20 protein-coding genes are annotated in these 12,363 nt (G+C 66.6%); all 20 read right to left on the bottom strand.

The features are described from left to right. Positions 1 to 12: 12 nt before the first annotated feature. Positions 13 to 411, bottom strand: a complete 399-nt coding sequence (rpsH, locus tag OO71_RS19515; protein WP_020662789.1) for a 30S ribosomal protein S8 — start codon at positions 409 to 411, stop codon at positions 13 to 15. Positions 412 to 513: 102 nt separating this feature from the next. Further along, positions 514 to 699: a type Z 30S ribosomal protein S14 gene (locus OO71_RS19510; RefSeq protein WP_033291191.1), complete on the bottom strand. Its 186-nt coding sequence runs from the start codon at positions 697 to 699 to the stop codon at positions 514 to 516. Between the two features lie 4 nt (positions 700 to 703). Continuing rightward, positions 704 to 1,285 (bottom strand): 50S ribosomal protein L5, encoded by a 582-nt coding sequence (rplE, locus tag OO71_RS19505; RefSeq protein ID WP_033291340.1) that lies wholly within the window; start codon positions 1,283 to 1,285, stop codon positions 704 to 706. Positions 1,286 to 1,301: 16 nt separating this feature from the next. Beyond that, positions 1,302 to 1,616: a 50S ribosomal protein L24 gene (rplX, locus tag OO71_RS19500; RefSeq protein ID WP_033291190.1), complete on the bottom strand. Its 315-nt coding sequence runs from the start codon at positions 1,614 to 1,616 to the stop codon at positions 1,302 to 1,304. 4 nt (positions 1,617 to 1,620) lie between these two features. Next, positions 1,621 to 1,989: a 50S ribosomal protein L14 gene (gene rplN, locus OO71_RS19495; RefSeq protein ID WP_004558867.1), complete on the bottom strand. Its 369-nt coding sequence runs from the start codon at positions 1,987 to 1,989 to the stop codon at positions 1,621 to 1,623. Positions 1,990 to 2,064: 75 nt separating this feature from the next. Next, positions 2,065 to 2,340 carry a 30S ribosomal protein S17 gene (rpsQ, locus tag OO71_RS19490; protein ID WP_033291189.1) on the bottom strand — a complete coding sequence of 92 codons (276 nt, stop codon included), beginning with the start codon at positions 2,338 to 2,340 and terminating at the stop codon, positions 2,065 to 2,067. Continuing rightward, positions 2,337 to 2,582 carry a 50S ribosomal protein L29 gene (gene rpmC, locus OO71_RS19485; RefSeq protein WP_033291188.1) on the bottom strand — a complete coding sequence of 82 codons (246 nt, stop codon included), beginning with the start codon at positions 2,580 to 2,582 and terminating at the stop codon, positions 2,337 to 2,339. The genes rpsQ and rpmC overlap by 4 nt, the downstream gene beginning before the upstream one ends. Further along, the gene (gene rplP, locus OO71_RS19480; protein WP_033291187.1) at positions 2,582 to 2,998 is read right to left on the bottom strand and encodes a 50S ribosomal protein L16; all 417 of its coding nucleotides are present in this window, start codon (positions 2,996 to 2,998) and stop codon (positions 2,582 to 2,584) included. The genes rpmC and rplP overlap by 1 nt, the downstream gene beginning before the upstream one ends. Positions 2,999 to 3,001: 3 nt before the next feature. After that, positions 3,002 to 3,844 carry a 30S ribosomal protein S3 gene (rpsC, locus tag OO71_RS19475; protein ID WP_033291186.1) on the bottom strand — a complete coding sequence of 281 codons (843 nt, stop codon included), beginning with the start codon at positions 3,842 to 3,844 and terminating at the stop codon, positions 3,002 to 3,004. Further along, positions 3,844 to 4,257 (bottom strand): 50S ribosomal protein L22, encoded by a 414-nt coding sequence (gene rplV, locus OO71_RS19470; protein WP_033291185.1) that lies wholly within the window; start codon positions 4,255 to 4,257, stop codon positions 3,844 to 3,846. Before rplV ends, rpsC begins: the two co-directional genes overlap by 1 nt. 28 nt (positions 4,258 to 4,285) lie before the next feature. Next, positions 4,286 to 4,567, bottom strand: a complete 282-nt coding sequence (rpsS, locus tag OO71_RS19465) for a 30S ribosomal protein S19 (RefSeq protein ID WP_003102083.1) — start codon at positions 4,565 to 4,567, stop codon at positions 4,286 to 4,288. 18 nt (positions 4,568 to 4,585) lie between these two features. Beyond that, positions 4,586 to 5,419, bottom strand: coding sequence for a 50S ribosomal protein L2 (rplB, locus tag OO71_RS19460; protein ID WP_033291184.1), 834 nt, complete (start codon positions 5,417 to 5,419; stop codon positions 4,586 to 4,588). Between the two features lie 15 nt (positions 5,420 to 5,434). After that, positions 5,435 to 5,746: a 50S ribosomal protein L23 gene (rplW, locus tag OO71_RS19455; RefSeq protein ID WP_033291183.1), complete on the bottom strand. Its 312-nt coding sequence runs from the start codon at positions 5,744 to 5,746 to the stop codon at positions 5,435 to 5,437. Then, positions 5,743 to 6,432, bottom strand: a complete 690-nt coding sequence (gene rplD, locus OO71_RS19450) for a 50S ribosomal protein L4 (protein WP_033291182.1) — start codon at positions 6,430 to 6,432, stop codon at positions 5,743 to 5,745. Before rplD ends, rplW begins: the two co-directional genes overlap by 4 nt. A gap of 2 nt (positions 6,433 to 6,434) precedes the next feature. Continuing rightward, the gene (gene rplC, locus OO71_RS19445) at positions 6,435 to 7,085 is read right to left on the bottom strand and encodes a 50S ribosomal protein L3 (RefSeq protein WP_033291181.1); all 651 of its coding nucleotides are present in this window, start codon (positions 7,083 to 7,085) and stop codon (positions 6,435 to 6,437) included. A gap of 31 nt (positions 7,086 to 7,116) precedes the next feature. Then, the gene (rpsJ, locus tag OO71_RS19440) at positions 7,117 to 7,422 is read right to left on the bottom strand and encodes a 30S ribosomal protein S10 (RefSeq protein ID WP_003102098.1); all 306 of its coding nucleotides are present in this window, start codon (positions 7,420 to 7,422) and stop codon (positions 7,117 to 7,119) included. Between the two features lie 398 nt (positions 7,423 to 7,820). Continuing rightward, positions 7,821 to 9,014 (bottom strand): elongation factor Tu, encoded by a 1,194-nt coding sequence (gene tuf, locus OO71_RS19435; protein WP_033291180.1) that lies wholly within the window; start codon positions 9,012 to 9,014, stop codon positions 7,821 to 7,823. A 129-nt stretch (positions 9,015 to 9,143) separates the two neighbouring features. Next, complete coding sequence (gene fusA / locus OO71_RS19430; RefSeq protein WP_033291179.1) at positions 9,144 to 11,243, bottom strand: elongation factor G; 2,100 nt, start codon at positions 11,241 to 11,243, stop codon at positions 9,144 to 9,146. Positions 11,244 to 11,306: 63 nt separating this feature from the next. Then, entirely contained in the window at positions 11,307 to 11,777 is a 471-nt protein-coding gene (rpsG, locus tag OO71_RS19425) for a 30S ribosomal protein S7 (protein WP_009072291.1), read from the bottom strand. Next, entirely contained in the window at positions 11,777 to 12,151 is a 375-nt protein-coding gene (gene rpsL / locus OO71_RS19420; RefSeq protein WP_003102113.1) for a 30S ribosomal protein S12, read from the bottom strand. The genes rpsG and rpsL overlap by 1 nt, the downstream gene beginning before the upstream one ends. Positions 12,152 to 12,363: the final 212 nt, after the last annotated feature.

Here is a 12,363-nt window from a genome sequence, read left to right as displayed (position 1 = left end):
CTGCCCCCTTCCTTACCAGACGTAGGCGAGGACTTCCCCGCCCACATTGTTGCGCTTGGCCTGCCGGTCCGTCTGGAGCCCGCCGGACGTCGAGATGATCGCGACGCCGAGGCCACCGAGCACGGAAGGCAGTTCGGTCGATTTTGCGTACACCCGCAGACCCGGCTTGGAGACGCGGCGAAGGCCGGCGATGCTCCGCTCGCGGTTGGGGCCGTACTTCAGCTCGACGACCAGGTTCTTGTGCTTCTCGCCCGGCTCGTCGCGGTAGCTCGCGATGTAGCCCTCGCGCTTGAGGATCTCGGCGATGTTCGCCTTGATCTTCGAGTGCGGAAGCACGACCTCGTCGTGGTACGCCGAGTTCGCATTGCGCAGACGGGTCAAGAAGTCTGCGATGGGGTCGGTCATCGTCATGGTGACCAGTCAACCTTTCTCGCCTGGTTCCCCGCCCGGCCCGATCCGGAGCGGACCGGGGCGGCGGGGCCTGTGGCGAACTGGGAAATAGAGTTTCGAGCCTTACCAGCTGGACTTGCGGACACCGGGCAGCTCGCCCGCGTGCGCCATCTCCCGGAGGCAGATCCGGCACAGCCCGAACTTGCGGAACACCGAGTGCGGACGCCCGCACCGCTGGCAGCGGGTGTAACCGCGCACCGCGAACTTCGGCTTCCGCGCGGCTTTGGTGATCAGCGCTTTCTTGGCCATCGGCTCAGTTCTCCTTGAACGGGAAGCCGAGCTTGCGCAGCAGCGCCCGGCCCTCGTCGTCGGTCGTGGCGGTGGTGACGACGGTGACGTCCATGCCACGGGGGCGGTCGATGTCGTCGGGGTTGATCTCGTGGAACATCGACTGCTCGTTGAGACCGAACGTGTAGTTGCCATTGCCGTCGAACTGCTTGGCCGAGAGCCCGCGGAAGTCGCGGATACGGGGCAGCGCGATGGTGAGCAGCCGGTCGAGGAACTCCCACATCCGGTCGCCGCGCAGCGTGACGCGCGCACCGATCGGCTGGCCCTCACGCAGCTTGAACTGCGCGATGGACTTGCGGGCCTTGCGGACCTCCGGCTTCTGACCGGTGATGGCCGCGAGGTCGCGGATCGCACCCTCGATCAGCTTGCTGTCGCGGGCCGCGTCCCCGACACCCATGTTCACGACGACCTTCACGACGCCGGGAATCTGGTGCACGTTCGGGATCGAGAACTCCTGCTGGAGCTGGCCCTTGATCTCTTCGCGGTACCGGGTCTTGAGACGCGGCACGATCTTCTCACCCGAAGAACCGCTTGCGGGTTCGAGCATGGTCTCAGTGGTCATGTCAGATGTCCTTGCCGTTCCGGCGCGAAACCCGGACCTTCTTGCCGTCCTCGCCGATGCGGTAGCCCACCCGGGTCGGCTTGCCGTCCGAGTCCACGACCATCACGTTCGACACGTGGATGGGCGCTTCCTGGGTCACGATGCCGCCGGACTGGGCACCGCGCTGGGTCTGGGTGATCCGGGTGTGCTTCTTGATCCGGTTCACGCCCTCGACCAGCACGCGCTCGCGCTCCGGGTAGGCCTGGATGACCTTGCCCTTGGCACCCTTGTCCTTGCCGGCGATGACGACGACCGTGTCGCCCTTCTTCACCTTCATGGCTTTACAACACCTCCGGCGCGAGCGAAATGATCTTCATGAACTTTCGGTCGCGCAGCTCGCGGCCCACCGGGCCGAAGATGCGGGTGCCCCGGGGCTCGTTGTCGTTCTTGATGAGCACGGCGGCGTTCTCGTCGAAGCGGATGTAGGAACCGTCCGGACGACGGCGCTCCTTGACCGTGCGGACGATGACGGCCTTGACCACATCGCCCTTCTTCACCCCGGCAGCCGGGATGGCGTCCTTCACGGTGGCGACGATGATGTCGCCGATACCCGCGTAGCGCCGCCCGGAACCGCCGAGCACCCGGATGCAAAGGATCTCCTTCGCACCGGTGTTGTCGGCAACCCGTAGCCGCGACTCCTGCTGGATCACGTCAACTCCTGTATGTCGCGCTGGTTCTCGCCTGCCGGCGAGCCTTGCGGAACCAAGGACTCCGAGGAGCCCTGCTTACTTGGCCTTCTCCACGACCTGCACCAGACGCCAGCGCTTGGTCGCCGACAGCGGGCGGGTCTCCATGAGGGTGACCCGGTCGCCGATGCCCGCCTCGTTGTTCTCGTCGTGCACCTTGACCTTGGTGGTGCTGCGGAGAACCTTCGAGTAACGAGGGTGCTTCTTGCGGTCCTCGAGCTCGACCACGATCGTCTTGTCCATCTTGTCCGAGACGACGTAGCCCTCGCGGACCTTGCGGTAGTTGCGGGCCTTCTCGGGGGCAGCCTCGCTCATGCGGCACCTTCACTTTCGGCGTCGGGGGCCACGGACAGGCCGAGCTCGCGCTCACGCATGACCGTGTAGATCCGCGCGATGTCCGTGCGGACGGTGCGCAGCCGACGGTTGTTGTCCAGCTGCCCGGTGGCCATCTGGAACCGGAGGTTGAAGAGCTCCTCCTTGTATTCCTTCAGACGCAGCACGAGCTCTTCCGCGGTGAGCTCGCGCAGCTCGGATGCCTGAACGGCTCCGCTCGCCATCAGAACTCACCTTCCCGGGTCACGATGCGGCACTTCATGGGCAGCTTGTGGATCGCGCGGCGGAGCGCCTCACGGGCGGTCTCCTCGTTCGGGAAGCTGATCTCGAACATCACGCGGCCCGGCTTCACGTTGGCGATCCACCACTCGGGCGAACCCTTACCGGAACCCATCCGGGTCTCGGCAGGCTTCTTGGTGAGCGGACGGTCCGGGTAGATCGTGGTCCAGACCTTGCCGCCACGCTTGATGTGCCGGGTCATGGCGATACGGGCAGACTCGATCTGCCGGTTCGTCACGTAGCTGTGCTCAAGCGCCTGGATGCCGAACTCGCCGAAGTTGACCTTCGTGCCGCCCTTGGCGGCGCCGTGGCGCTTCGGGGAGTGCTGCTTCCGGTGCTTGACCTTGCGCGGGATGAGCACGTCTCAGCCCTCCGTCTTTTCAGCGGCTTCGGCAGCCGGAGCGGCCTCGGTCGCGGTGTCACTCTTCGCAGCAGCGGCAGCCCGGCCCGCCTCGGTGGAGGTCGCGGTGGTGCCCGACGCGCCGGAGCGGCGCGGACGGGACGGCCGGTCGCCACGGTCGCGGCGCGGGGCCCGCTCGGCAGCCGCGGCGGCGTCACGCGCCTCGCGGGCCTTCAGGCCACCGACCAGCTCGCCCTTGTAGATCCACACCTTGACGCCGATGCGGCCGAACGTCGTCTTGGCCTCGAAGAAGCCGTAGTCGATGTCGGCGCGCAGCGTGTGCAGCGGGACCCGGCCGTCGCGGTAATGCTCGGAACGCGACATCTCGGCACCGCCGAGACGACCGCCGCACTGCACGCGGATGCCCTTGACCTGCGGCGAGCGCATCGAGGTCTGGATCGCCTTGCGCATCGCGCGACGGAACGCCACGCGGTTGCTCAGCTGCTCCGCGACCCCCTGTGCGACCAGCTGCGCGTCGGCCTCGGGGTTCTTCACCTCGAGGATGTTGAGCTGGACCTGCTTCTTGGTCAGCTTCTCCAGCGCGCCACGGATCCGGTCGGCCTCCGCGCCGCGGCGGCCGATGACGATGCCCGGCCGGGCGGTGTGGATGTCCACGCGGACACGGTCACGGGTGCGCTCGATCTCGACCTTGGAGATCCCGGCGCGCTCCATGCCGGTGGAGAGCAGCTTGCGGATCTTGACGTCCTCGGCCACGTACTCCGCGTACTGCTTGTCGGCGTACCAGCGCGACTTCCAGTCGGTGGTGATCCCCAGGCGGAAGCCGTGCGGGTTGATCTTCTGGCCCACTACCGGCCACCTGCCTTCTTGTTGCTCTTCTTCTCCGCAGGCCGCGACTCGACCACCACGGTGATGTGGCTGGTGCGCTTGCGGATCCGGTACGCACGGCCCTGTGCCCGCGGGCGGATGCGCTTGAGGGTGGGGCCCTCGTCGGCCGTCGCGGACTTGATCCAGAGCGAATCCGGGTCGAGCTGGAGGTTGTTCTCGGCGTTGGCCGCCGCGCTGGCGATGACCTTCGCGAGCGGCGTGCTGGCCGCCTGCGGCGCGAACCGGAGCACGGCCAAGGCCTCGCTGACGCTACGACCCTTGACGAGCTCGATCACCCGGCGCACCTTGGTCGGCGAGTCCCGGACGAAACGAGCCCGCGCGACGGCCGTGGGCAGCTCTGCCGCCGTGGCCGTGGCGTTTGACTGGGCGTTCATCTGCTTCCCTTAACTTTCTCTGGCCCGCTCAGCGGCGGCGCGACTTGCGGTCGTCCTTGATGTGGCCTTTGAAGGTCCGCGTCGGGGCGAATTCGCCCAGCTTGTGACCCACCATCGCCTCGGTGACGAACACCGGGACGTGCTTGCGGCCGTCGTGCACCGCGATCGTGTGACCCAGGAAGTCCGGGATGATCGTGGAGCGGCGCGACCAGGTCTTGATCACGGTCTTCTTGCCGGACTCGTTGAGTGCGTCCACCTTCTTGAGCAGGTGGTCGTCAACGAACGGGCCCTTTTTGAGGCTGCGTGGCATATTCTTCTACCTCCCTGCTCAGCGCTTCTTGCCGGTGCGCCGGCGGCGGACGATCATCTTGTCGGACGGCTTGCTCTTGCGGGTACGGCCTTCGGGCTTGCCGTTGGGGTTGACCGGGTGGCGACCACCGGAGGTCTTGCCCTCACCACCACCGTGCGGGTGGTCGACCGGGTTCATCACGACACCGCGGACGGTCGGGCGCTTGCCGCGCCAGCGGTTGCGGCCCGCCTTGCCCCAGTTGATGTTGGCGTGCTCGGAGTTGCCGACCTCGCCGACCGTGGCGCGGTTGCGCACGTCCACGTTGCGGATCTCGCCCGAGGGGAGACGCAGCTGGGCGTACGGACCGTCCTTGGCGACGAGCTGCACCTTCGCGCCCGCGGACCGCGCCATCTTCGCGCCGCCGCCGGGGCGGAGCTCGATCGCGTGGATCACGGTGCCGACCGGGATGTTGCGCAGCGGCAGGTTGTTGCCCGGCTTGATGTCCGCGCGCGGCCCGTTCTCGACGGTGTCGCCCTGCTTCAGCTTGTCCGGGGCGATGATGTAGCGCTTCTCGCCGTCGGCGTAGTGCAGCAGCGCGATGCGCGCGGTGCGGTTGGGGTCGTACTCGATGTGCGCGACCTTGGCAGGCACGCCGTCCTTGTCGTGGCGACGGAAGTCGATCACGCGGTAGGCGCGCTTGTGGCCACCACCCTTGTGCCGGGTGGTGATCTTGCCCGACGAGTTGCGGCCACCGGTCTTGCTCAGCGGACGCAGCAGCGACTTCTCCGGCGTGGACCGGGTGATCTCGGCGAAGTCCGAGACGCTCGAACCGCGACGACCCGGGGTCGTCGGCTTGTACTTGCGGATGCCCATTGTCAGCTCAGTCCTTTACGCGGTGGGTCCGCCGAAGATCTCGATCGCCTTGCTCTCGGGCGAAAGAGTCACGATGGCGCGCTTGGTGTCCTTGCGCTTGCCGAAGCCGGTACGAGTCCGCTTCCGCTTGCCCTGGCGGTTGGCCGTGTTGACGCTGACGACCTTCACGCCGAACACCTTCTCGACCGCGATCTTGATCTGGGTCTTGTTGGCGTCCGGACGCACGATGAACGTGTACTTGTGGTCCTCGAGCAGCCCGTAGGACTTCTCGGAGATCACCGGCGCGAGCAGGATGTCGCGGGGGTCCGGAATGGCGATCGAGCTCACTTCTCGTCACTCCCTTCCGAAATCTCACCCGAGCGAGCCGAGGCCTTGACGGCCTTGCCCCGCACGGGGCCCGCCACGAATGCGTCGTAAGCGGCCTTGGTGAACACGACGTCGTCGTTGACCAGCACGTCGTAGGTGTTGAGCTGGTCGGCCCAGATCAGGTGCACGTTCGGCAGGTTGCGCAGCGACACCCAGGACAGCTCGTCGTCGCGGTGCAGCACCACGAGCACGCGCTTGGCCTGCGTGACACCGGCGATCGCGGTCTTCGCGGTCTTGGTGGACGGCTTCTCGCCGGTGACCAGTTCCGTGACCACGTGCAGCTGGCCGGCGCGGGCCCGGTCGGAGAGAGCGCCACGCAGGGCGGCTGCCTTCATCTTCTTCGGGGTCCGCTGGCTGTAGTCGCGCGGCGTGGGGCCGTGCACGACGCCACCGCCGGTGAACTGCGGCGCGCGGGTGGAACCCTGACGGGCCCGCCCGGTGCCCTTCTGCCGGTACGGCTTCTTGCCGCCACCGGAGACCTCACCGCGGGTCTTCGTGTCGTGCGTGCCCTGGCGCGCGGCGGCCAGCTGGGCCACCACGACCTGGTGCATCAGCGCGACGTTGGCCTGCACGTCGAAGATCTCCCCGGGGAGCTCGACGGTGCCGTCGGCTTTACCGGCCGGAGTCTTCAGCTCGACGCTCGTCATGGTCAGTTACCACCCTTCGCGGCGCTGCGCACGAACAGCAGGCCGCCCTTGGGACCGGGCACGGCGCCCTTGATCAGCAGCAGGCCGTCCTCGGCACGCACGGCGTGCACGGTGAGGCCCTGCGTGGTGACCCGGTCGCTACCCATCCGGCCCGCCATCCGCAGGCCCTTGAACACGCGGCCGGGAGTGGCGCAGCCACCGATGGAACCCGGCTTGCGGTGCACGGCCTGCGCACCGTGGCTCGCGCCCTGGCCCTTGAAGCCGTGGCGCTTCATGACACCGGCGTAGCCCTTGCCCTTGCTGGTCCCGGTCACGTCGACCGCGGAGCCGGCGTCGAACACCTCGGCGGTGATCTCCTGGCCGACCTCGTAGGTCTCGGCGTCGGTGGTGCGCAGCTCGGCGAGGTACCGCCGCGGGGTCACGCCCGCCTTGTCGAAGTGGCCGGTGCGCGGCTTGTTCACCTTGCGCGGGTCGACCGCGCCGAACGCCAGCTGCACGGCCGCGTAGCCGTCTTTGTCGTTGGTCCGGACCTGGGTGACCACGTTCGGACCGGCCTTCACGACGGTGACCGGGACGATCCGGTTCTGCTCGTCGAAGACCTGGGTCATGCCGAGCTTCGTGCCCAGGATGCCCTTTACCTGCCTGTCAGACATGAGTCTCTTACTCTCCGCCGCTCGCCAGCCGCTACTGGATGTTGACGTCGACGCTCGCCGGCAGGTCGATGCGCATGAGCGCGTCGACCGTCTTCGGCGTCGGGTCGAGGATGTCGATCAGACGCTTGTGCGTGCGCATCTCGAAGTGCTCGCGCGAGTCCTTGTACTTGTGCGGCGAGCGGATGACGCAGTAAACGTTCTTCTCGGTGGGCAGCGGCACCGGCCCGACAACACGGGCGCCGGTGCGCGTGACCGTTTCCACGATCTTGCGAGCCGAGGTGTCGATCGCCTCGTGGTCGTAGGCCTTGAGCCGGATGCGGATCTTCTGTCCCGCCATGGTGGCTGCGTTCCTTGTCGTCTCGTGCCGCTTTGTCTCGTCAACCTGAGCCGAAGCCCGGGTTTCAGCAGTTCAACGGCCCTGTCCCCGGTCCACGCGGTCGGGCGTGTCGCGCCCGCCGCACAGACGGATCCCTAAGGATCGTCGTCTTGCCTGGTCTTCCTCAACGTGAGGAGGCCACGGGCCGGCATGCCGTCCCTACTGGCCTTGCCCGTCAGCCGCACCCGAAGGAAGAGCTCCACGGACCGTGGCCACTCGCGCCGGGGCGGCCGGAACCCAGTCGATTCGAAAACCGGCAAGGATTCGGCCGCCCCAGGACGAGCAACCTGAATAGTGTCGCACACGTGAGTTGACGCCCTCGATCCGGGGGTGTAGTGCCCGGATCGAGGGCGCCGACGTCACTTGATGATCTTGGTGACCTGACCCGCACCGACGGTACGGCCACCCTCACGGATGGCGAACCGCAGGTTCTCGTCCATCGCGACCGGCTGGATCAGCTGGACCGAGATGTCCGTGTTGTCGCCCGGCATGACCATTTCGGTGCCCTCGGGGAGGGTCACGACGCCGGTCACGTCGGTGGTGCGGAAGTAGAACTGCGGGCGGTAGTTGTTGAAGAACGGGGTGTGGCGACCGCCCTCGTCCTTCGACAGGATGTAGACCCGGCCCTCGAAGTCGGTGTGCGGGGTGGTGGTACCCGGCTTCACGACGACCTGGCCGCGCTCGACGTCCTCGCGCTTGATGCCACGCAGCAGGAGGCCGACGTTGTCGCCCGCCTGGCCCGTGTCGAGCAGCTTGCGGAACATCTCGACACCGGTGACAGTCGTCTTCTGCGACTTCTCCTTGATGCCGACGATCTCGACCTCTTCGTTGACGTTGACCACGCCACGCTCCACGCGACCGGTCACCACGGTGCCGCGGCCGGTGATGGTGAAGACGTCCTCGATCGGCATCAGGAACGGCTTGTCGAGCTCACGCACCGGGTCCGGCACGTTGTCGTCGACGGCGTGCATCAGCTCGAGCACGGCCTGGCCCCACTTCTCGTCGCCCTCGAGGGCCTTGAGGCCGGACACGCGCACGACCGGCGCGTCGTCGCCAGGGAACTCCTGCGAGGAGAGCAGCTCACGGACCTCGAGCTCGACGAGCTCGAGGATCTCCTCGTCGTCGACCATGTCGGCCTTGTTGAGCGCCACCACGATGTAGGGCACGCCGACCTGGCGGGCGAGCAGCACGTGCTCGCGGGTCTGCGGCATCGGGCCGTCGGTCGCGGCGACCACCAGGATCGCGCCGTCCATCTGGGCGGCACCGGTGATCATGTTCTTGATGTAGTCCGCGTGACCGGGGGCGTCCACGTGTGCGTAGTGACGCTTCTCGGTCTGGTACTCGACGTGCGAGATGTTGATCGTGATCCCGCGCTGCTTCTCTTCCGGCGCGTTGTCGATCTGGTCGAACGCACGGGCTTCGTTCAGCTCCGGGTACGCGTCGTGCAGAACCTTGGTGATCGCCGCGGTCAGCGTGGTCTTGCCGTGGTCGACGTGACCGATGGTGCCGATGTTGACGTGCGGCTTGCTCCGCTCGAACTTCGCCTTCGCCACTGGAATGTCCTCCTGGACTGGATTTCGCTTTGTGCTCGGGGGCCGACGTGGCTGCCGATCCCCGATTCGTTTATCTCGTCGTGCTGCGGACGTTCAGGAGAATTCCTTACAGCCCGCGAGCGGAGGGGATTACTCCCCCGTCGCCTTCGCGATGATTTCCTTCGCGACGTTCGCGGGAACCTCGGCGTAGGAGTCGAACACCATCGAGTAGTTCGCCCGGCCCTGGGTACGGGACCGCAGGTCGCCGACGTAGCCGAACATCTCCGACAGCGGGACCAGTGCCTTGACGACACGGGTACCGGCGCGCTCCTCCATGGCCTGGATCTGGCCACGGCGGGAGTTGAGGTCGCCGATCACGTCTCCCATGTAGTCCTCGGGAGTCGTGACCTCGACGGCCATCATCGGCTCGAGGATGACCGGGCCTGCCTTCTTCGCGGCTTCCTTCATCGCCATGGAACCGGCGATCTTGAACGCCATCTCCGAAGAGTCGACCTCGTGGTACGCGCCATCCAACAAGGTGAACTTCAACCCGACGAGCGGGTAGCCGGCCAGCACGCCGTACTGCATGGCGTCCTGTGCGCCCGCGTCGACCGACGGGATGTACTCCCGCGGCACGCGGCCACCGGTGACCTTGTTGTCGAACTCGTAGAGGGCACCGTCGGTGCGCTCGAGCGGCTCCAGCTTCACGATGACCTTCGCGAACTGGCCGGAACCACCGGTCTGCTTCTTGTGGACGTAGTCGAGCTTGTCCACCGTCTTCTTGATCGTCTCGCGGTAGGCGACCTGCGGCTTGCCGATGTTCGCCTCGACCTTGTAGTCGGACTTCATCCGGTTGACGAGCACCTCGAGGTGGAGCTCGCCCATCCCCGCGATGATCGTCTGGCCGGTGTCCTCGTCGAGGTTGACCTGGAAGGTCGGGTCCTCTTCGGCCAGCTTCTGGATCGCCAGGGACAGCTTTTCCTGGTCGGCCTTCGTCTTCGGCTCGATGGCCACCTTGATGACCGGGTCCGGGAAGGTCATCGACTCGAGCACGACCGGGTTCTGCGCGTCGGCCAGGGTGTCACCGGTGGTGGTGTCCTTGAGGCCGATGACCGCGTAGATGTGGCCGGCCAGTGCCTCGTCGACCGGGTTCTCCTTGTTGGAGTGCATCTGGAAGATCTTCCCGATGCGCTCCTTGCGCTCCTTGGTCGCGTTGATGACCTGCGCGCCGGAGGAGACCTTGCCCGAGTAGACCCGGATGTAGGTCAGCTTCCCGAAGAACGGGTGCGCGGCGATCTTGAACGCCAGCGCCGAGAACGGCTCCTCGGTGGTCGCGTGCCGGGTGACCGGGGTCTCGCCGTCGGGCAGCGTGCCCTCGACGGCAGGCACGTCCAGCGGGGACGGCAGGTAGTCGATGACCGCGTCCAGCATCGGCTGCACGCCCTTGTTCTTGAACGCGGAGCCGGCGAGGACCGGGAACGCGTCCCGGGTGACCACGAGCTTGCGGATGCCGCTCTTGATCTCGTCCTCGGTGAGCTCCTCGCCCTCGAGGAACTTCTCCATCAGCGCGTCGTCGGTCTCGGCGACGGCCTCGATGAGCTTCTCGCGGTACTCGGCAGCACGGTCGGCAAGGTCGGCGGGGATGTCCTCGACGGCGTAGTCCTCGCCCTTCTGGACATCGCCCTTCCAGACCAGTGCCTTCATCCGGACCAGGTCGACGACACCTTCGAAGTCGTTCTCCGCGCCGATCGGCAGCTGGATGGGCAGCGGCCGGACGCCGAGGCGGTCCTCGATGGTCTTCACGGTGTAGTAGAAGTCCGCGCCGAGCTTGTCCATCTTGTTGACGAAGCAGATGCGCGGGACGTCGTACTTGTCGGCCTGCCGCCAGACCTGCTCGGACTGCGGTTCGACACCCTCTTTGCCGTCGAAGACGGCGACCGCCCCGTCGAGCACCCGCAGGTTCCGCTCCACCTCGACGGTGAAGTCGACGTGCCCGGGGGTGTCGATCAGGTTGATCTGGTAGTCGTTCCAGAAGGTGGTGGTGGCAGCCGAGGTGATGGTGATCCCCCGCTTCTGCTCCTCCTCCATCCAGTCCATGGTGGCAGCGCCGTCGTGGACTTCACCGATCTTGTAGTTGATCCCGGTGTAGAACAGGATCCGCTCGGTGGTGGTGGTCTTACCGGCGTCGATGTGCGCCATGATGCCGATGTTGCGGACCTTGTTCAGGTCGGTCAGCACTTCACGTGCCACGAGAATGTTCCCCTGTCTTGAACGTGGGGCCCGGCAAGGCTTCGATCGGCAGCCGGGCAGTAATCACCAGCGGTAGTGCGCGAAGGCCTTGTTCGACTCGGCCATCTTGTGCGTGTCCTCGCGGCGCTTGACGCTGGCGCCAAGGCCGTTGCTCGCGTCGAGCAGCTCGTTCTGGAGACGCTCGATCATCGTCTTCTCGCGGCGCTGCTGCGAGAAGGAGACCAGCCAGCGCAGGGCCAGCGTGGTGGAGCGGCCGGGCTTGACCTCGATCGGCACCTGGTAGGTGGCACCACCGACACGGCGGCTCTTCACCTCGATGGTGGGCTTCACGTTGTCGAGGGCACGCTTCAGCGTGACGACCGGGTCGGTGCCGGTCTTCTCGCGAGCGCCTTCCAGCGCGCCGTACACGATGCGCTCGGCCAGGGACCGCTTGCCGTCCTTCAGCACCTTGTTCACCAGCTGGGTGACCAGCGGCGAGGCGTAGACGGGGTCGGAGATCAGCGGCCGCTTCGGGGCCGGACCCTTGCGAGGCATCAGCTCTTCTCCTTCTTCGCGCCGTACCGGCTGCGCGCCTGCTTGCGGTTCTTCACACCCTGGGTGTCGAGGGAACCGCGGATGATCTTGTAGCGAACACCCGGCAGGTCCTTCACCCGGCCGCCGCGCACGAGCACCATCGAGTGCTCCTGCAGGTTGTGGCCCTCACCGGGGATGTAAGCCGTGACCTCGATGCCGCTGGTCAGCTTCACACGAGCAACCTTGCGCAGCGCAGAGTTCGGCTTCTTGGGGGTCGTGGTGTACACGCGAGTGCACACGCCACGACGCTGCGGGCTCCCCTTGAGGGCCGCGGTCTTCTGCTTGGCAGCCTTGTCCTGGCGGCCCTTGCGGACCAGCTGCTGGATCGTGGGCAATGGACCAGCTTTCTGTCGCGATCTTGCTTCTTCGTGTGTCTTCACCGGCCCCCGCGGTCGGGCGTGTCGGCCCGCGTCACGGTCTCGCGACCGGTAACTTCCCGGAGGGGTTTTCCGTCGGAACCCCACGTGGCGAGGCCGGTGAACCGGGTGCGAAAGCACCCCGCTCATGCCCAACGGCACGCGGAGCGGCCCGACGCCTGCCGGGCACG

It is taken from the genome of Amycolatopsis jejuensis, assembly GCF_000717335.1.
GTDB lineage: Bacteria > Actinomycetota > Actinomycetes > Mycobacteriales > Pseudonocardiaceae > Amycolatopsis > Amycolatopsis jejuensis.
This window is presented reverse-complemented; position numbering and strand designations above follow the sequence as displayed.